Raw genomic sequence first — 20,781 nt, forward strand, 5'->3', positions numbered from 1 at the left:
GGAGGCTATTTTATGACGAATTTCAATGATGCTAGAACAATGGGATTATTGCTATACAAGTCTTTTGAAACACAAAACATTAATAGCGAAGATGCACTAAAACAAGCTATTGACAGGACTCTTCCGATGTACCCTGGCTTAGAAGAAGAGCGTTTACGCGCCAGTTTATTAGAATCAATAAATATTAGCTTAGACGAAGATGCTCTTCTGACTAATGAAAACGATATGGAACACATTCCTTGGTACTATGAGCAAAAAGGTAAGCAAGATTTGAAGTTCTGGCGTAGATACGAACGTTATTTAAATGAGAAGAAACACTGGCCTCAAAAGGTTATACAAAGTCTGGACGAAACAACTGATCGTATACTTGACCAACTAGAAGATCCCAAAATAAAAGGGAACAAGTATGATCGGAGGGGAATAGTGGTCGGACACGTTCAATCGGGAAAAACGGCAAACTTCACTGGTTTAATTAATAAAGCTATTGATATGGGATATAAACTAGTAATAGTCTTGGCAGGTATGCATAATAGCCTTAGAAGTCAGACACAAATGAGGCTGGATGAGGAAGTATTAGGATACGAAACGAGTATCTTAAGTCAAAATCCTAATAATAACAAGTTAATTGGGGTCAGCACTTTACCTGGTGAAGGTTTTTTAAGAATTAATACATTAACTACCCGTGATGATAGTGGAGATTTTAGTAGATCGATTGCTAGGAAAGTAAATGTTCAACCAGGGGTAGAACCCTTTTTACTAGTTGTAAAGAAAAATGCAAGCGTTTTACAGAATGTACTTAACTACTTTCGAAATGATAGTTTACTAGCACGTATGGCTTCAGAAGATGCCCCCCATAAAACTGTTCCTGATGTTCCTATGTTATTAATTGATGATGAAGCTGATCAAGCTTCCATTAATACATCTGAACTTTATGATGAGGATGGACAACTAAGTGATGATTATAATCCTACAAAGATAAATGGACTAATCAGAGAGATATATAACACGTTTGAGCAGAAAGCTTATGTTGGGTATACAGCAACTCCTTTTGCTAATATTTTTGTGCATAACACTGCAGGTACGGATAAATATGGATCTGAATTATTTCCAAAAGATTTTATTATGAGTCTTCCGAAGCCATCTAATTATACAGGGCCCTCTGAATTTTTTCGGTTAAATGAGGAAGATGAAGAAGGTAATATGTTGTTAATTGAACCAATTCTATACCATGAAAATTTTGTTCCTTTAAAACACAAAAAGGATCACATCCCTGTTGCTTTACCTGACAGTTTAAAAAAAGCCATATTAACCTTTGTCCTGTCTACAACTATTAGAAGGCTTCGTGGCCAAAGGAAAGTACACAACTCCATGCTCATTCATGTGACGAGATTTAAAGATGTGCAACATCATGTGGCCGAGTTAGTGAAAGAAGAAATGTATACTATTAAGAATAGAATTAGATATGGAGAAACAAGTGAGTCTACTTCAATTTTACAACAGTTAAAGGAAATATTCTTTGATGATATTGTACCTACTTCTGAAAAACTTAAAGAACCTATACATTCATGGGATGAAGTCGTTAGTGAATTGATTCCAACAGTCGAAAGTATAATTGTAAATGAAATCAATGGTTCTAGTGGTGATATTTTGGACTATAAAGATAATGAATCAACAGGATTAAATGTTATAGCGATAGGTGGAGATAAACTTTCTCGTGGATTAACATTGGAAGGATTAACAGTTAGCTACTACCTTAGAGCAAGTAAGATGTATGACACGCTTATGCAAATGGGTCGTTGGTTCGGTTACCGTCCAGGTTATTTAGACCTTTGTAGAATTTTCACGACTTCTGATCTTGCCTCATGGTTTAGACATATAGCTGTAGCAACTGAAGAATTAAGAGCGGAAATCGATTACATGGCGTCAATAAGAGCAACACCAGCTGAATTTGGTTTAAGAGTACAGACACACCCTACTATGTTGGTTACTAGCCAGTTAAAAATGAGGTCGGGGCAAAGACAAAAATTGTCTTATAGAAATACAGTTAGTGAAACAACGGTTTTTGATATAGATCCAGATAAATTTGCTCATAACTTTTCCGTGACGGATCGTTTTATAAAACAACTTAGAGCACCAGATAAGGATTTTTGGCAAGTGCAAAGAGGTGGTTCCTCTCATCATTATTTCTGGCCAAATGTAAAGGGTGAAAGTGTTACGGAATTCCTCTCACAATACAAAACCGCGCCATCTGCTCCAAGAGCAAATAGTTTATTTCTAAAGAAATATATAGAGAAACAGCTTGTGAATGGAGAATTAACAGATTGGACCGTGTGTGTAATTAATACAGGGGAAGAGGATCACCACTATAGTAAATTAGGTGGGTTAAGAGAGTTAAGGAAAGGTATTTCTAGAACAGGTACGAATTTGCAATCATTTGACAAAACTATTTCAGTCAAACGATTAATGTCTGCAGATCATGAATTTCTTGATTTTAACAAGGATCAGATGGATCAGGTAAAGCTTCTTAACGATGAAGACAAAGGTAATTATCAAACAAAAGCTCAAAAAATAAGGGCGAAGTTACGTGATCCTAAAAAAGGACTTTTAGTCATATATCCAATTGACGCTGAAAAATCTGATTCATTTACAAATGTAGAAACTAACGGAATTCAACCAATTGGAATTGCACTCGTTTTTCCTGAGACAAACTACCCGGAAGTTGCTGTGGATTACGTGGTGAATAATGTATATTCTGAGCTGGAGGAGCAAAATGCCTAATATTAGTGGTTTATTTGGGGATTTAATAAGAGAGACTGCATGTCAGGAAGAATCCGGCAATAATTTAGTATTACGCTATATTGATAGTAATGCGAATGTTCCTTTGTTTATAGGATTAAACATAAAAACAAATTGCAAGTATCTTTTTATATTATTAAATGAAAAATTGACGGAAGAAACATTTAATAAACTTCCCACTTGGAACGGATTAATAATAGAACAATATAATACATCAATTGAAATTGCTGGATTGTATAACAAGTGGTTCTTAGTCCTACAACATCAACATGAAAACGACTTTGAAATATTTGAAGCGGTTATTAACGATATTTGTCAAGAGCTTATAGGTCTGAAAAAACATCATGATTTGTTTCATAAACTGATTAGAACAATGGAGAGATGGAAATACTTCTTCTCTCTTAATAGTAGAGAAGGTTTATCGCTTCAAGCTCAACAAGGGATTTATGGTGAGTTACAGGTATTAAAAGAATTACTAGCGAATTCATCGACAGATTCAAACATTATAATAAACAGTTGGATAGGACCTGAAAGGCAACCACATGATTTTATTTTTTCTGATCGTGCATTTGAGATAAAAACATTTACTTCAAAAAAACATTATAAAGTATCCATAAGTAATGAAATGCAATTAGACGATGAAGGTATAAATAACCTATATCTAATAGCGATTAGACTCAGAAAGATAGAAAGTGGTGAAACTTTACCCGAGATCATTATGCAAATCATGCATTTGTTGAGTGATACTCCGTTCTTAATTAAGCTATTTAAAGAAAAATTATTTAATCTTGGTTATCTGGAGGAACAGTCTAAATTATACTCACAAGGATACTTAGTTCTAGAAATGTTTTCCTTTAAGATTGAACCTGGATTCCCAAGGTTACTATCAAATAATCTCCCACAGGGTGTAGGGGATGTTTCCTATACTATACAACTTTCAGCATGTGAACCATTTAAAGTAGAATTTAAAAATGAAGTGATAAACTTTATTTAAAGGGGGGATTAGTATGAGAGATACTGTATCTTTTGCAAAAAACTTTCTTGAAGATGTATTAATAACTACTGAAACAGAAATGGACTCAGCAGAAAATATTTTCATGGAGAAGTTTTGTGATTATTTAGTTGATGCTGAAGAGTGTTTTGACTATCAGATCTGTAACTACAAAAAGACTGGAAAAGGGATTAAGATAAATGCTTACGAATACACAGAAGATTTTGATTCTATTTCTATTTTTGTTGCTGACTTTGATAAATTGTCTCCAACGAGAAAAGTCAATGGGACTACTCTACAAAAAGGTTGTAATAAGGGTTTGAAATTTTTTCAACAGTCAGTGAGTGGATTCAAAAACCAAATAGAAGAATCTAATCAAGAAGTATTCGAATTTGCAGACATATTAGAAAGAAACTATAAAGAAATTAGAAAACTAAAAATCTACTATTTGACCAATGGTATTGCTGTGAACGAAATTCCTGAAGATAAAGTTATTGATAATATTAAAGTGACCTTTCACGTTTGGGATATTGAAAGATTATTTCAATTTGTTCATGAGAATAAAGGATTAGAGCAGTTGAAGATAAATTTTGAGGATGACTTTAATCAAAAAGTGTCACTAGTTAAAACACCAGATAATAATCCTTTTTACGACTGTTATGTTGGTATTATGTCTGGAGAGTTATTAGCCCGTATCTATGATCACTGGGGGCAAAGATTAATAGAAAAAAATGTAAGATCCTTTCTTCAAGCCAGAGGTAAAATTAATCGAGGAATTCGAGATACAATTAATAATGATCCCTTTATGTTTATGGCATACAATAATGGAATATCAACTGTTGCAGAGGATGCTGATATAATTCGTACTGATGGTGTGAATATGTATTACGTGAAGGAATTAATTGGCTGGCAAGTTGTCAATGGTGGACAGACAACAGCTTCTCTGTATCAAGCATTGAAAAAGAAGATTCCATTGGATAATGTCTTTGTACAAATTAAATTAACAGTGGTAAAAGACAATGTAGAAAGTGCAGAGATTGTCTCATCGATTTCTAAATATGCTAATAGTCAGAATAAAATCTCTGTATCTGACTTAAGTGCCAATGATCCATTCCAAGTGGCTATAGAAAACCTATCCAGAACCATTTGGGTACCAACCAAAGGATTTAAAGGGAAGGGGACGACAAAGTGGTTTTACGAACGTGCTCGGGGTCAATACTTAGTTGAGGTAAATAGACAAGGTACCCCAGCGAGAAAGAAAGCATTTGAGGATCAAAATCCTAAAAAACAAGTAATTAAAAAAACAGAAACCGCAAAATATGAGATGTCATGGAGGCAGTATCCATACATAGTTAGTAAAGGTGCTGAAACTAATTTTTTAGAGTTTATTGAGCTCATGAAGGAAGAGAACATTCTACCTGATCAAAAATTTTATAAGCACATGATTGCAAAAGCATTACTTTTTAAAGCAGTAGATAAAGTTGTAAAAGACTTGGATTTTGGCGGCTACAAAGCAAATATTGTTACGTATTCAATTGCATATTTTTCTTATATAAACAAGGGCGAAATAGATTTTAATACCATATGGGAAAATCAAGAGATAGATCAGAAATTGCTCATTATTTTTAGGGATTTAGCACAGACTGTTTTTGATCATATAACGGATACACCGGATGGAAATTCTAATGTTACTCAATGGTGTAAAAAGAAAGAATGTTGGGAAACTCTAAAACAGAAAAAAATAGACTCAACCTCCTTTATGGTTAAGAATGACGAATATGCAATGTAGGGTGGCTTAGGTCACCCTTTAACATTTATATACATGCAGTTAGTAATTTTTAGAGAGGAAACACAAAGATGGCAAAACTTAATGTGTTAGATTTGTTTGCTGGCGCTGGAGGACTTAGTGACGGATTTATCCAAACAGACCAATATGAAATTAAAATGGCAGTTGAGATAAATAAATTCGCTAAAGAAACTTACAAGACAAATCATAGGAACGTAAAATTAATTTCAGATATCACTAAATTGGAGTATTTTGATAAATCAGGGAGGTTGAAAGAAAACTTTGAAAGAATAGATATTATAATTGGAGGTCCGCCTTGTCAAGGATTTTCAAATGCAAATAGACAGAAAAACACATTGATTTCTAATAATAATCAATTAGTTAAAGAATACTTAAGGGCTATTGAATGTATTAGGCCAAAAGCTTTTGTAATGGAAAATGTAAAAAATATGAGTTCTAGTAAACATAAATTTTTTCTGACTGAAAATGATGACATACAAGAGTTAAAATCACTAAATATAGAATTAGATGTGGAACAAATTTGCATTGGGGAAGAAACACCTCTATTCGATTATCTGAAGGACTTTATATTTATAGTAAAAAAAGAGGGGAAACAGGTTGAATTGTCCCCTTTCTTGATAAGTCATGATTTATTCTCTAAATTACATATGATTTATCGCAAAGCAAGTAAGCCACATAAAGATGATATTGAAAAATATATCTCTATAAACAAAAAATATTTTGAAAACTTACTACATAGGTGGGAAGATCAAATTTGCCAGTATTGGCATGTGGAATTTCAGAAATTATGGTTTGATTTAAAAAATGTGTTATCCCAATTCTTAAAAGGGGAAATTAAACAAACTGATATTTTAAAACCGTTATTTTCCGTGTTGGAAACTCAGAGAATTATCTCTAAAATGAAAGAAGTCTTTGATAATGAAATTCTATTTAACAAGTTTGATTGTAGAAATGGGCAAGTGGTACTGGAGCTACATACAATCAATGTATTTAAATATGTATTAGCTAAACTGAAAGGTTTAGGATATAAGTTGAATGAAGATGACTGTATTTTTAATGCAGCTCAGTTTGGTGTTCCGCAAACTAGAAGAAGGCTAGTATTAATTGGAATAAGACAAGAATTATTGGAAGGTAATGATGTTAAGCTACCTACTCCTATATTTAAGGAAGAAAATGAATATTTTACTATAAAAGATGCAATAGGTGACCTTGAAGAGATAGAACCTGGAATAGACGTGATTAATGATTTAATTGTAAAGAATTCTACGGGAATACCCAATAATCAGTTAAATTGTTACCTGAATGCTAGTTATGATAATTTGCATAATCATGTAGTTACAAACTCTACTGAGTTAGTAATCACTCGTTTTAAGACGCTAAAAGAAGGCCAAAATTTTCACGATTTAGATGATTCTCTTAAAACAACATTTACAGATTCTAAAAGAACTCAGAATACTATTTACAAAAAAATGAGTTATAATCGAGCATCTGACACTGTTGTAAATGTTAGAAAATCAATGTGGTCACACCCCAAGAAGGACAGAGCTATAAGTATAAGAGAAGCTGCAAGACTACAATCTTTTAGAGATAATTACATATTTAAAGGTAGTAAAGATGCACAATATCAACAGGTTGGTAATGCTGTTCCACCGATATTAGCTCGTTTTATTGCAGAAAGTGTGATTAGTTCATTGGGTATGGAAGTCCGTGGAAGTATAGAAAGAGAACTATTATGTAGGGTACCAATCAATGTATAAGCATTTAAAAGAATGCAGTACCACCCCTATTAATATACGAGTTGGTCCTAAAAAATTATAAAGTGGTGAAGTGACATGATATTAAAAGGTGTTTCAGGTTGTTCCGGATTCTCATATACACCAAAGTACAAGCAATCATTTATTGACTTTTTTAAATGGATTGAAGAAAATGACGAACTGGGATTGATAAAATATCAAGATGTACAAAGAAGTATTGAAATTGCTGGCGGTTGTAGTGACTCAGAAACCAGAATGATAGTTCCATTTATGATTAAAGCTGGTATTATCAATCGAGCGAATTGCCAATGGCGCGGTAGCAGATTACATAAGATTAATACGAGGAATCTATTTACTAAATCTGGAGAGTGTTTTATTCAATTTTTAAAAATTGAAGTTAAGTGTGAAGAAGAAATTGAAAATGATTTAGCGATATCAATTATCCAGAACATTTACGAAAAATTCGCGAAAATACAATTCTATCATTTATTTTATAGTGAAGAACAGATATATAAGGAAATGGTAAAATTTCTCCTTAATTTTAGAACGATGAATAAGGAAGAGTTTTTCATGTTATGCACTGCTATGCAAGATAATACCATGGCAGATTTGGATAACGTTATTATGAGATACAGGAATAGAGAATTTGGTAGTGAAGATATTGAAATCGCGTACAACAGGAATGCATATACATATACTAGTAAATTGTTGATTCAGTACAATCTGTTTGAACAAAGAGGAAGAGATATAGAGTTGAATGCCACTTATTTACCGTATTTTACGGCTCTAATAGATAATGTGTATGAGGAGGAGGAATAATAAATGAATAACTTTGAGCAAAATACATTAGGCGAAATAAACCAGGATGTTAATCGTTTGCAAAGGATACTTAATGAATTAAATCCGTCAAATGCATTAAATATAAGATTTAATACTGGTTTTGATTCTCCATTTGAGCGTAACAGAATAGTGTTTGGAGCTCCTGGAACTGGGAAAAGTCATAGTTTAAAAAGTGATTGTGAAACTTTATTATCGGGCACTAATGGAACTTATGAACGTGTTACTTTTTATCCAGAGTATACATATAATCATTTTGTAGGCACGTATAAACCTGTCACTGAAGATGAAGTTGATGAACATGGGGATACTAGGGGAGAAATTAGGTATGAATATGTGCCAGGTCCATTTATGCGTATTTATGTAGATGCGTTAAAGAGTGGCGTAACAGAAGATCCACAACCACACCTACTTTTAATAGAGGAATTAAATAGAGCCAAAGTTGCAGCGGTTTTTGGGGATATCTTTCAATTGCTTGATAGAGATGATGATAATACAAGTGAGTATGAAATTCATACTAGTAAAGATATACGGAAATATTTAGCTAAAGAGCTGGGAGGGTCACCTGATGATTTCAGTAAAATCACTATTCCAGATAATATGTTTATTTGGGCTACAATGAACAGTGCTGATCAAGGGGTTTTCCCAATGGATACAGCATTTAAGAGACGTTGGCAATTCGAGTATATTGGAATTAATCAAAATGATGATTCTATCAAGGGTAAAACCACACTGGGAATTGGTACTCACGCTCTAGAGGTAGAATGGAATTGTCTACGTAAAGCTATTAATGAAAAATTGGTGAAAGATTATAAAGTAAATGAAGACAAGCTTATGGGACCTTTTTTCTTGTCAAAGAAATTAATTAAAACTAATGACACCGATGACTTAATTATCAACCCAGAAAAATTCAAAAAGGCCTTTAAGAGTAAGGTCATTATGTATCTCTATGAGGATGCTGCAAAACTTCATAAACACAAACTATTTAGCGGTTGTGATAGTAGCATGTATTCATCAGTTTGTGATGCCTTTGATAGAATTGGTATAGAAATTTTTGGTGATGATTTCCGAGAATTATATGATCATCAAGGTGTGTAAGAAAATGGAGCTTGTATCTGAGTATGTCAAGGAGCAAAAACGGTATACCAAAAGTGAATTGAAGAAGATTTTTAAATTATCTTCTGAACAAGCTATAGTATTTATAAAGAATTTGAAGGCGTTTGGGGTTTTAAAGGTTGTTAAAAATAATTCTGAGCAGCGAGAGTTATCAGATTTAGTAGATGAGGATATAGAAATAATTGATGAGGAAAGTAGTAATGACTCCCATTTATACGTATTTACATATGTAGGAGTGATTACTATTGGTTCCCGGACTATAAAATGTTACCCGAAATATTTGAGTACAGAAACTGTATCGCTCGAAGAAATGAAACAAGTTTTAAAAGTTATAAGCAAATATGGTACTAAAGAGCAGATTATTAATATGTATAATGGCGATTCTGAAAATATCAGTTTCAATTTATTAGCAGTAATAATCTTCCTTCTCAATGACTATCATGAAAACGGAATTTATAACAATAGTGAAAATATTATTGAAGTGAACGGCGAGGGAGAAATCTTATGGGATAAGACAATTAATGAAAGTTTTTCAATTTTAAGTAATAACAGACCATATTATATGGAATTATTCACTAGAAAAACTGTTGACGATGAGTTTAGTTATTTTAAACGTCTCCATGAGTGTGTACTTACAGAGTGTTCAAAGCAACTTGAAGCATCAGGTCTACTTGATTTATTTGATTTAGTTTCAATTTCTTTATCAGAAGATGTATTAGAAGACTTCGGAGATGTTGATTATATCTTATACATGCTACAGTCAGAATTGAGTATTCAATTTAATACAAGAAAGCAGATACTCTTAAAAACTCTATATGCTTATGTAGCGCATAATCGATCTTTAGAAGATAGTTATGGAATAAGTGTGTTTGGTACCAAAAATTTCAACTTGGTTTGGGAAGACGTTTGTAAACAAGTCTTTAACAATAAATTATATACACCTCTAAACCAATTAGAACTACCTATAACATTACTCGATAGTTATCATCCAGAAGATAGACTAATAGATATAATTAAAAAACCGTTATGGAAAGGAAATAAGGCAGATGGAGGTACATTTGATAAGTCTGCAAAGGATACATTTGTTCCTGATCTTATTACTATAGGGCATCAAGGAGATAGTTATAAATTCATTATTTTAGATGCGAAATATTATAATATACAGTTGGAAGAGATAAAGCCCCTAAGAGGTCAACCAGGTGTAAATGACGTTACTAAACAGTATTTATATCAACTTGCTTACAAAAGTTTTTTGATAGACCATAATATAAATGAGGTAAAAAATAGTTTTTTAATACCAGCTCAAACTAATACTATAGTCAATAAAGGTACAGTGAAAATGGATATCCTAAGTTCTTTGGGACTCCAGGATATCCAGGTCTTGCAATTACCAGCAAAAAAAATGTTTGAATTTTATCTAAGTAGAAGAACCTTAGATTTGTCGATGCTCAATCTTTAAAAGTGAAAAATCACCCAATTATTGAGAAGTAGAATGATAGCAACAAATATAAATAGTTGATAGATAAAATAATCAGGAGTAAGTTGGAGTATCTTTAAATATTTAATATATAACTTATGAAATCAAGGATTTTTAATCAGATTTCATACGTTTTTCTATTTTTTATACAAATATGGTCAACTCGAGAGTTTTAAGTGCCACAATGTTCCTTGCGGAAGTGTATTAAAAAATGCAAACAAATGTTCTTGCTAATCAGTACTTCCTAGATTATAAAGAATACAGCAAAATGAAAAAAACATATTTTTGCTGTATTGAGGTGATTATGTGAATATAGTTGGCCCGATTAAGAGTGAAAAAGATATAGAGCGGATAAAAGTAGAGTTGTCCAACCATAGTTATCGAGACTATTTATTATTTGTGCTTGGCATCGACACTGGAATGAAGCTTTCTGACCTGTTGAATTTGAAATTTAATCAACTATTGAAAGAAGGTCAAGTGGTGTCTTCCATACATATAAAAAATATAGAATATCCGATAAATGATAATGTTAAGGAATGTTTTGAATTCTATTGTTATAAGGTAGTTGGTAACCCTTCCAATGACGGCTGGGTATACCCTAAAGGATAAAAAATTCTCCGGTTAATTCCTTCCTTGAATATTTTAAATTTTCAATCTAAGATGGGTAATATTAATAGTGCGAAAAAACTGAAAAAAGGAGGAAACGTTTTGGGAGATACTCTTATTAAAGCAGATGATTATGTAACGTTATGGGGAATCATTGTTGTATGGGCTTCGGTGAGCATTATCTTAGAACAGCGCTACACTTGGGCGGCGAAGATCTCTGGAGCCATTGTTGCGCTGATTGGGGCTATTATTCTATCAAATACGGGAGTTATTCCTACAGAGTCACCGGTTTATGATGCTGTCTGGACATTTATCATTCCGCTTGCGATTCCGTTGCTGCTTTTCCATGTGAATTTTAAAAAGATCTGGCAGGAAAGTGGACGGCTTCTCATTCTTTTCTTGATCAGCTCCATCGGTACGGTTGCAGGGGTGATCATCAGTTTCTTTTTATTGAAGGATCATATACCAGTCCTTGATAAGATTGGTGCGATGCTCAGTGCTTCTTATGTTGGCGGCGGGGTCAATTTTGCAGCTATGGCGGCAAAGTTCGAAGCTCCTGGGGAAATGGTTTCTTCCGCCGTGGTCGCGGATAATTTAATGATGGCGATTTATTTCATTGTTCTGATGATGATCCCGGCCATGAGTTTTTTCAGAAGACGCTTTAACGCACCCCATGTGGAAAAAGTGGAGAGCGGAAGAATGAAGGAAGAGGGAAAGACCCTTGCGGAAAGCTTTTGGGAGCGAAAGGATATCTCCCTTAAGGATATTGCCCTGTCTGTAGGGACTGCCTTCCTGCTCGTGATGGTTTCATTTAAAATCGCAGAATTCCTGGACGGATTGATTCCTTCCGGTGAAGAGACGTCTTTCTTTCTCAATTTGTTGAATGGATTGTTTGGAGACAAGTACTTACTGTTGACGACATTGACATTCCTGGCACTTGCCCTGTTTCCGAGGTATTTTGAATCGATTAATGGAAGCCAGGAAATCGGTACGTTCCTCATTTACTTGTTCTTTGTGGTGATTGGCATTCCGGCATCGATCCCCCTCATTGTCCAAAATGCTCCGTTGCTGCTCGTATTCGTGTTCATCATTGTGGTAGTGAACATGGCCGTGTCACTGACTGCAGGAAAGCTATTAAAGTATGACCTGGAAGAGATCCTTCTAGCCAGCAATGCCAATGTAGGAGGGCCGACGACGGCTGCTGCGATGGCCATTGCAAAAGGATGGAAGGATTTGATTGGACCGATTCTTGTGGTGGGGACGTTGGGGTATATTATTGGGAATTATATTGGAACTACACTCGGAATATGGTTTTCTGGTTTAATGTAAATGGCTCTGCCCGCAGTTCTTTGCGGGCTTTTGTCGTTCTTATGACCGCAAAAGATCGGTTTTGTTCCTCTTAGGTTAACAGAACAGATCAAGCAAGATCTTGAAGGGAGATCCACAATCCATTTTCTCCTTCCCCAGTGGGACAAAGTTATGCAAACAAAGACTATTAAAGTAAGCGGACGGGTATAGGAAACCAAGAGCCGCGTGTCTCTCGTTTTACCTATACAGAGATTAAATTCTTGAAGAGGATGGGACGGTCGTGTATCCGGGGTTGGATGGATAGTATGGAGTGGGTACGATGGCCACTTCCCCCTTATACTTATTATTAACCACATAATGAGTTCAATATCTATTAGAAAATGAGTTAAGCACCATCCTCGGTTCATCTATAAAGAAGGGGTATCCTACTTTTTCGTGGAATACTAGATAGTAGAAGACCTACCGAACCTTATCTAATAATATCAAAATCTCTACATACTTCCTGAAATGTCGGCCGTTCATACTTTTGACCGGAAAGAAAGACGGATACGCCTCATTCCCGAAGCAGCACGTCTCAAAGAATGTCAGCTACTATACTACCAAGGGAGGTAACGTTTATGTTCCGTGTCATGATGGCAAAATTACTGCGTCTCTTTTCCCATCTATCCAATAAAACACCTATTATCCCCCGGCAGGATGTCCAAACGAAAAAAGATGTGGTACTTGAAACATCTGTGGGACCAACTCACGTTTCCTTCTATTATCCACTGGCCTCAAAACAGAAAAAACGCCCAGTCTATATCAACTTCCATGGCGGGGCGTTCATCATGAATGATAAGGAGTTGGATGATCCCTATTGCCGTTACCTGGCGAATCAGGCCGAATGTGTTGTTCTGAATGTCGAATATGGCAAAGCACCCGAGTATCCTTTTCCGAAAGCCATTGAACAGGGCTATGAGATCATTCAATGGGTGAAGGAAAGAGCGGAGGAATTGGGCATTGAGGCAGAAAAGGTCATGGTTGGCGGACAAAGCTCAGGTGGGAATATTGCCGCAGCTCTTTGTCTCTACCTTGAAGAGAAGGGGGAGGAGCAGCCCTTGCTCCAAGTGCTATCGTGCCCTATGCTGGATTTTGTCACCCCTCATGCTGAGAAGCCGGAACCAGACAAGTGGCGTTCGCGCTTTCCCAAGGCAGCCCATTTTATCCATATGTGTTACGTACCAGTGAAGGGACAAGCGGGAAATCTTCTCGCTTCCCCTGTCCGTGCGGAGGTTAGCGGCCGCTTAGCATCAGCCCTGATTCTCATAGCTGAGTCCGATGCATTCAGGCCGGAAGCCGAATATTATGCGGAGAAATTAAAAGCAGCAGGGGTGAACGTTCAAGAGGCGATATTCAAGGGCTGTTCCCATGCGTTTACCCATCTGGGACCAAAAGAAAGAGCAGAAGAGGCCTGGCTCTTGATCGCAGGGAAAATCAAAGCTGTGGCTGAAGCCCCTCCATATTGAACCATGACCCAAACACATTCAACGTTTTTTCTTATAGGCATTGAGGGTATAAGATAAGTGCAAAGGATACAGACTTGATGTATTGGAAAAAGCAGGCCAAACCGGGTCTAGTTCCATGATCCAGAGATGGGTAAGGAAGAGCTTGATTTGGAACTGGCACAAGGACAGGCGGATGTTGAATGTGTTTTAGATAAACATACATACTCCAAACAAGATTTCGGAACAGGAGGAACGGTAACCATTGAAAAATAAAACGGTACTTATCATTGGAGGCGGACTCGGCGGGGTGTCGGCGGCCATTACACTGGCACAGGCGGGATACGATGTTTCCTTATATGAAAAAAACAATCATATTGGAGGGAAGTTGAATCGGCTGGAGCAAGACGGCTTTGGGTTTGATCTTGGCCCGTCCATTTTGACGATGCCGCAGATCTTTGAAAAATTGTTTGCGGCCAGCGGTAAATCCATGAAGGATTATGTCCAAATTGAAAGGCTGGATCATCAATGGCGTTCCTTCTTCCCCGATGGAAATGTCATAGACTTATATGAAGATATGAACGACATGCGAGAGAAGAACGCCTCTCTCAGTGAAAAGGACATTCGTGAATATCAACGTCTGCTGGAGCATTCGAAGACTCATTACGATATGACGGATAAAACCTTATTTAAAGGTGCGGATACGGCAAAAGGAATCGTCAAGCAGGCGGGACTGTTCAGTGTCTTGAAGAACATTGACCTGATGTCCACGGTGCATAAATCCCTCGATAAGCGGATCAGTCATGAGCAGTTTCGCGATATGCTCTCTTATTTTATCAAGTATGTGGGTTCGTCCCCTTACGATGCGCCGGCCGTGATGAATATGATGATCTACATGCAGCATGACCAGGGGGCATGGTATGTTCCCGGCGGTTTGCATAAGCTCGCGGACGGCCTTGTGAAGCTGGCGGAAGAAGTAGGGGTGACCTTCCACCTTGGAAGGCCGATCGTCAAACTTGAAAAGAAGGATGGCGAAATTACCGGAGCCGTTTTGGAAGACGGAACAAAACTGACGGCAGATTATTATGTTTCCAATATGGAAGTCATACCGGTTTACGAGCGATTACTGGAGGAAGACAGCGATTATATTGAAAAATTAAAAACGAAATTCGAACCGGCGAGTTCCGGCCTCGTCATGCATCTCGGTGTGAAGAAGAGCTATCCGCAGCTTCGCCATCATAATTTCTTTTTCGCCGAGAATATGAAGGAGCAAATGGAATCGATCTTCCACCGTCATGAACTGCCGGAGGACCCGGTCATTTATCTTGTCAATGTGAATAAGACCGATCCGACTCAGGCGCCTCCAGGCCATGAAAATATCAAGGTGCTGCCGCATATTCCGTTTATCCGGGATGAGAATCCGTATACGCAAGAGGACTATGAACAATTCGCCGAGCGGGTCCTGATCAAGTTGGAGAAGATGGGCCTTGAGGGCTTGCGCGAGAACATTGTCACGAAGGATATGTGGACACCGGAAGATATCAGGCGTACGTACGGCTCCGACCGCGGTGCGATTTATGGGACGGTGTCAGACAGCAAGAAAAATAAAGGGTTGAAGCATCCGAAACAGAGTGAACGCTATGACAACCTCTATTTTGTCGGGGGGACGGTGAACCCCGGCGGCGGAATGCCGATGGTTACCTTAAGCGGCCAGCTTGTAGGGGAGAAGATTGTGGAGAGGGATTTGGTTTAAAAAAGGGGTGATGTCATGATCGTCTCACTTCCTGACCAGTGGATCATACTCATTGATGTGCTTGCCTGGACGTTCTTTCATCTCGTCATTTCGGCCGTTTGCTTGAAACTGCCTTTGACCTGGTTTCTGAAGGACCGTTTCTGGTTTCGGACGTTCCCTTTTGAACAGTCCGGAGCATTGTGGCAGCGTTTATTCCGCGTGAAATCGTGGAAGGGATTGATTCTGGATGGAACGATTTTTTTCAAAAAGGGATACAGTAAAAAGGGGTTGCATGGTACGAAGTCGAGGGACTTGATCGTATTTGCAGCAGAAACGAAACGCGCGGAATTAACCCATTGGCTCTCCATTCTCCCTGCTCCGCTGTTCTTCATATGGAATCCCGTATGGGCAGGGTGGATGATGGTCCTGTATGCCCTTGTATTCAACCTTCCAATTATCGTGGTTCAACGGTACAATCGGGGGCGCATATCGGCGATTACGTCGGGTGTTGGCAAGAAATGAAGCAAGCTACTGTAAGAAAATGCAGCTACATAAAGGTTGAACGGGAATTGGCACGGTTGTGAGTTTGAGAGGAAGGAGGCAGATTACATGACAGCTTCAGAAGTGATCAATCTCATCCTAGGTTTCCTGGGTGTGATCATTGGCATGATCATGTTTTGGTCCTTGCCGGTTCCAAGATTCACCTCCAAACATACGGCGGGGTTGCCGTTTGTGTCCATCATTATCCCTGCGAGGAATGAAGAAGGCAGGATCTCCCCGTTATTGAAGTCGTTGCAGGAGCAGCGATACAAGGGATATGAAATTCTGTTGGTGGATGACGATTCATCGGATCGTACTGTTGAGGTCGCAGAAAGCTACGGTGTCACGGTCCTCCAGAATAAAGGGGCAGGAAAATCGTCTGCCTGCTGGCGCGGTGCCAAGGAGGCAAAAGGGACCTGGCTCCTGTTCCTGGATGCCGATACCAGATTCACCAGTGTGGATGGATTACGCAATCTCCTGCATTTCTACGAGAGGAAAGGAGCCAGGGGGATCCTCGCCTTGCAGCCCTATCACACCGTGGAGCGTGTGTATGAGCATCTCTCCATTGTTTTTAACATCATCGTGGTGGTAGGGATGAATCTATTCACCGTCTGGGGATCCCGGTTCAAAGCCGCCGGTTCGTTCGGTCCATGCATTCTATGTAATCGAGACGATTACTTTTTATCCGGAGGGCATGAAAAAATCGAGGGAGCCATCATGGATGATCTGGCACTGGGAGAGGCCTTTCTTGATCAGAACCTTCCCGTTCGCTGCCTGGGCGGCAGAGGGATCATCTCGTTTCGCATGTATCCGGAAGGCATGGGAAGCCTGATCGAAGGCTGGTGCAAAAGTTTTGCCGTTGGTTCCAAGTCCACTCATCCCGTGGTCATGTTGATGGTCATTCTCTGGATTACCGGAAGTTTAACTAGCGCATCTTCATTGATCTCTTCGATTATGGAGGAAAGAACCGCCGCTATGATCGTCAATGGGGCATTGTACATCCTCTATTCCGTTCAAACAGCATGGTTTGCCCGCAGGGTCGGGGATTTCAGATGGGTGTTTTTCCCTTTTTACCCACTGCTATTTTTATTCTTCGCAGTGATTTTCCTTTATTCTTTTGTTCGGGTGAATGTTTTTCATTCTGTGAAATGGAAAGGGCGTAAGATAAAGGTGTGATGTGTGGATGAAAAGGAAGCACGAGAACCGTCCCCGTGCTTCCACCCGTGCTTCCAGCTCAATCTACTTTTACTTTGTTTAATATTATTTTTAAAGAAAATCCAATTATCAATCCAGGAATGACACACAGCATTGGGAACCACACCGGTCCCAGTAATACTCCGAAAATTTTCGCTTGTGCTGAATACATAACCCCTACAGTCACAAAGAATGCGGAACTGACGAATGGAAGATAGGAATAAGGTTTTTCCCCCCCGCCTGCGTCCTTAAAGGCATCCCACATCGAGAAGAAGTATAAACAGGGATAAAACATAAGCCACTGATAATTTGTATGTGACACTACACCCTCTATATTTCCAAGGAAGCTCAAGCGGATCATTTCATTAAAATTTGCCATGACGTTTATAATAATCTCCAATCCTACAAAGAGAATTCCTTTTATAAGCCGTCCATTTAATAATTGAGAAAATCCAGGCAGGGCTATACTCCATACTATACTCTCAATGATTTTATCTTTTTTTTTTATCGCTATACATCATTTGTTTTTTGCCAAGTCATTATGATCTGTTGCCAGAGGGGGCTGTTCCATCCACTCATTTTCTATCAGTAGATTCATTCCGTCTTCAGCTAACAGTCCTATTTCTGCAATCATTTTTGCGTAACTCGCCGCTAAATCCCTTCGTTGGCTTATCCCCATTGCCTCACCGTAATAACCAATAGCAGAAGAGAGTAGTGCAGTTACATGAAACAACATAAGTTTGTCTGAAAAAGGAGGAGTTGTTGAATCAGTCACCTCCGTCTCATATGTCCTGGGAACGTGTAAATTATCTTCGATTAACATAGAAGATAGTACTTTAAAGTGATCGTTACAGAGCTGCCTGGCCCGTTCCATGTAATTCCTGACTTCTTTGGATTCAGCTACTTGACTGAAGCCTAATTCAAGGACAGTCTTCACCATTGTTTTCTGCAAATTCAGATAGGTACCACTTATTTCTACTGCACTTATAGGTCTGCGTTTTCCTAGCCAACCTGTTAAGAAATTTTGTTTCTTTATAAACTCAACTTTTTGGTGATTGTTCAAACTAGGTGGTTTGCTAATAATACCTTTATGTGTAAGAACTTTAGTGGACCGATCATACAATTCCAACGTTTCCGTCATAACTCCAATAAAATATTCTCTCTGATCTTCCCGAGTGACATTGCCTATTGCACCTGCATATCTAGTGAGTCCATGAATAGCCATGATATGTAAATAAACAATGATATAAGTGTCTGAAAATAAAGGAGGTGCATCTATAGTAACATCTTCATCTGTAAATCCTTTTGGGATCGGATACCCTTCTGTTGTTAAAAATTCTCCAGCCTTTTGAAGGTGTCTTTCCGTTAGTTCAAGGGCATATTCAAGCACCTGAATAATATCTGTATCTTGAACATAATGAAGGAAATGGCGAAACATGCAACGGGCTAAGCTATCATTGACATACTGTGTCCAGAGGTTTGCGAGTTCTGATGAACTTATCTTAGTTTTATGGTGACTGATTTCCATTAAAATACCTCCTGTTATTGGTCTGAAATAGTTTATCCCAATGGACCTTGTTTAATGAGTAAATAAACAAACCCATCTTCACAAAATGCAAAGATGGGTTTGTCTACAATCCTACGTTGCTAACTTAAGGATTTTTGTGCTATGTAAGAAAAAATTAGGGGATATCTGCTTTCATTAACATTTCACCAAGGGGACGTCCGATTTTGTCTTATAACCATTTTGATGTTTCCATGAGAGCTTCGAAATTTGTACTCTTTTCAATGTTTATGTCTTGAAATATATTGACTGAAGAAAAGGAAGCACGGGAAACGTCCCCGTGCTTCCAAGCAGCCTAATGCAACCGCTATTACCTATTCATAAACTTCTTCATTTCCGATTTCTTCGGATCAATCGTAAACCTGTAGATCGGCAATTCCTGGCCAACTTCAGAAGGGACATAGTTAAAGCTTACATAACTGTCTACTGATTCTGGCTCAAGTGATAAAGATAATAGGTTTGTCTGAGGCTGTGCCGTCAAGAATACATAGCTGCCTTTCGGGAAAGTCACTTTCTCTTTTGTTACCTCTGTTTCCACGTCAACAAGCTGTCTGTCCTCGTACTCTCCAATATTGTCCTTTTTCGTGACGGTAAAGGACTCGGCAGGCAGTTTTACAACCTTAGGCAACGTAAAGGCTTTTAATCCCTGGTTTTTGAGTTTTTCAGCTATTTCCTCCTGACCGGGCATAAGCACGTTGGTGGTCGGTCTTTCTCTTACTAATGTTGGTTCTGCATCAGTGGCGCTGAAGTAGTTGACCGGAATGTCCTGCACCGTACCTGAGGCGATGTCGACCATTTCAAGGGTTTGATCGGCAATCTCTTTGTTTTTACTATCGATGATGATAGGATCATTGTCATTTGGAATCAGACCTTTTTTTACTAGATTCAGTCTTTCGGAGGCTACAAGGTGCTTAATTTGTCTTGCATGGTCGGCGGTTTGCGTAAGTATTTTCTCATGTGTAGCAATTTGTGCATTCACTCGTCGGGCAAAGTCTTCCCGGCCAATTCCAATTCCGCGGCTTTCTACAAAAAAGGAGAAAGAAGGAGCAAGCCCAAATGAATTGCCCCCTATTAAAGGGGCTGTAAGCTAGGTTGTACGATCTACTTTTATTCGGTTTCCGAAACATTTCCAATAGAATTGTAGAAGAATTTTCCTGAAATGTTAGAGATATCTTCTGAAAAAACAGTTCTTTTGTTGGGCATGGATGGGGATGGTTCTATTGGTTCATTGTGAGCTAGCTTCTGGTGAGGGGGGAATGAAGGGAGATAATACGGAGTTTCAGAGTGGATGGGGTTGTTTGGGTGCGACCGATTCAGACGGCGTAGGATGGGGGATTCGTTCATCAGGTTTATGGAGATTTGGAGGGAGAGGAGTAGTAGCGGGAGTTGGGTGAGGTGTGCGGTTTTGGGTAAGTGAAAAGGAAGCATGAGAACCGTCCCCGTGCTTCTTGGGAAAGCAAAATGAGGTTATAGGCCTGGTCTTTTTATACTACAAATGAAAAATTAACACTGAATGGAAATTTCGGAAGGATCGAAACTTAGGCCATTACTAGAGGTTACGAGGCGATTCAGCACGGA

The 20,781-nt window shown here is 38.1% G+C and carries 17 protein-coding genes; 14 read left to right on the top strand and 3 right to left on the bottom strand.

Translation table 11 applies throughout. The features are described 5' to 3' along the window. The first annotated feature begins 12 nt into the window (after positions 1-12). From Q1B03_RS13755 to Q1B03_RS13815, 13 genes are all read left to right on the top strand, one after another. A complete protein-coding gene (locus Q1B03_RS13755; RefSeq protein WP_299742098.1) occupies positions 13-2,778 on the top strand; it encodes a Z1 domain-containing protein in 2,766 nt (921 codons plus the stop codon). After that, positions 2,771-3,790: a PD-(D/E)XK motif protein gene (locus tag Q1B03_RS13760; protein ID WP_299742100.1), complete on the top strand. Its 1,020-nt coding sequence runs from the start codon at positions 2,771-2,773 to the stop codon at positions 3,788-3,790. Before Q1B03_RS13755 ends, Q1B03_RS13760 begins: the two co-directional genes overlap by 8 nt. Positions 3,791-3,803: 13 nt before the next feature. Next, positions 3,804-5,576 (top strand): AIPR family protein, encoded by a 1,773-nt coding sequence (locus Q1B03_RS13765; protein WP_299742103.1) that lies wholly within the window; start codon positions 3,804-3,806, stop codon positions 5,574-5,576. A 68-nt stretch (positions 5,577-5,644) separates the two neighbouring features. Then, entirely contained in the window at positions 5,645-7,351 is a 1,707-nt protein-coding gene (locus Q1B03_RS13770) for a DNA cytosine methyltransferase (RefSeq protein ID WP_299742106.1), read from the top strand. A gap of 75 nt (positions 7,352-7,426) precedes the next feature. Beyond that, positions 7,427-8,167 (top strand): hypothetical protein, encoded by a 741-nt coding sequence (locus tag Q1B03_RS13775; RefSeq protein ID WP_299742109.1) that lies wholly within the window; start codon positions 7,427-7,429, stop codon positions 8,165-8,167. 3 nt (positions 8,168-8,170) lie between these two features. Then, a complete protein-coding gene (locus Q1B03_RS13780; protein WP_299742112.1) occupies positions 8,171-9,283 on the top strand; it encodes an AAA family ATPase in 1,113 nt (370 codons plus the stop codon). A 4-nt stretch (positions 9,284-9,287) separates the two neighbouring features. After that, positions 9,288-10,760: an LlaJI family restriction endonuclease gene (locus tag Q1B03_RS13785; RefSeq protein ID WP_299742115.1), complete on the top strand. Its 1,473-nt coding sequence runs from the start codon at positions 9,288-9,290 to the stop codon at positions 10,758-10,760. Between the two features lie 324 nt (positions 10,761-11,084). Beyond that, on the top strand, positions 11,085-11,387 hold the full coding sequence (locus Q1B03_RS13790; protein ID WP_299742117.1) for a hypothetical protein: 303 nt from the start codon (positions 11,085-11,087) through the stop codon (positions 11,385-11,387). Positions 11,388-11,486: 99 nt separating this feature from the next. After that, positions 11,487-12,713 (top strand): DUF819 domain-containing protein, encoded by a 1,227-nt coding sequence (locus Q1B03_RS13795; protein WP_299742120.1) that lies wholly within the window; start codon positions 11,487-11,489, stop codon positions 12,711-12,713. Between the two features lie 596 nt (positions 12,714-13,309). Continuing rightward, complete coding sequence (locus Q1B03_RS13800) at positions 13,310-14,197, top strand: alpha/beta hydrolase (RefSeq protein ID WP_299742122.1); 888 nt, start codon at positions 13,310-13,312, stop codon at positions 14,195-14,197. 241 nt (positions 14,198-14,438) lie between these two features. Further along, entirely contained in the window at positions 14,439-15,926 is a 1,488-nt protein-coding gene (gene crtI / locus Q1B03_RS13805) for an NAD(P)/FAD-dependent oxidoreductase (RefSeq protein ID WP_299742125.1), read from the top strand. Between the two features lie 15 nt (positions 15,927-15,941). After that, the gene (locus Q1B03_RS13810) at positions 15,942-16,427 is read left to right on the top strand and encodes a glycosyl-4,4'-diaponeurosporenoate acyltransferase (RefSeq protein ID WP_299742128.1); all 486 of its coding nucleotides are present in this window, start codon (positions 15,942-15,944) and stop codon (positions 16,425-16,427) included. 87 nt (positions 16,428-16,514) lie between these two features. Beyond that, positions 16,515-17,621 carry a glycosyltransferase family 2 protein gene (locus Q1B03_RS13815; protein WP_299742131.1) on the top strand — a complete coding sequence of 369 codons (1,107 nt, stop codon included), beginning with the start codon at positions 16,515-16,517 and terminating at the stop codon, positions 17,619-17,621. Positions 17,622-17,679: 58 nt separating this feature from the next. On the opposite strand, the gene Q1B03_RS13820 is transcribed toward Q1B03_RS13815, so the two are convergent. The 3 genes from Q1B03_RS13820 to Q1B03_RS13830 all read right to left on the bottom strand — a co-directional run bounded on the left by Q1B03_RS13820 (position 17,680) and on the right by Q1B03_RS13830 (position 20,182). Next, positions 17,680-18,018 carry a hypothetical protein gene (locus tag Q1B03_RS13820; RefSeq protein ID WP_366141295.1) on the bottom strand — a complete coding sequence of 113 codons (339 nt, stop codon included), beginning with the start codon at positions 18,016-18,018 and terminating at the stop codon, positions 17,680-17,682. 138 nt (positions 18,019-18,156) lie between these two features. Continuing rightward, a complete protein-coding gene (locus tag Q1B03_RS13825; RefSeq protein WP_299742171.1) occupies positions 18,157-19,167 on the bottom strand; it encodes a DUF3231 family protein in 1,011 nt (336 codons plus the stop codon). 346 nt (positions 19,168-19,513) lie between these two features. Then, the gene (locus tag Q1B03_RS13830; RefSeq protein ID WP_299742174.1) at positions 19,514-20,182 is read right to left on the bottom strand and encodes a hypothetical protein; all 669 of its coding nucleotides are present in this window, start codon (positions 20,180-20,182) and stop codon (positions 19,514-19,516) included. A 277-nt stretch (positions 20,183-20,459) separates the two neighbouring features. Here Q1B03_RS13830 and Q1B03_RS13835 point away from each other — a divergent pair, with 277 nt between their 5' ends. Beyond that, positions 20,460-20,597, top strand: a complete 138-nt coding sequence (locus Q1B03_RS13835; protein ID WP_299742177.1) for a hypothetical protein — start codon at positions 20,460-20,462, stop codon at positions 20,595-20,597. Positions 20,598-20,781: the final 184 nt, after the last annotated feature.

Origin of the sequence: uncultured Rossellomorea sp., from assembly GCF_947488365.1 — a bacterium.
GTDB lineage: Bacteria > Bacillota > Bacilli > Bacillales > Bacillaceae_B > Rossellomorea.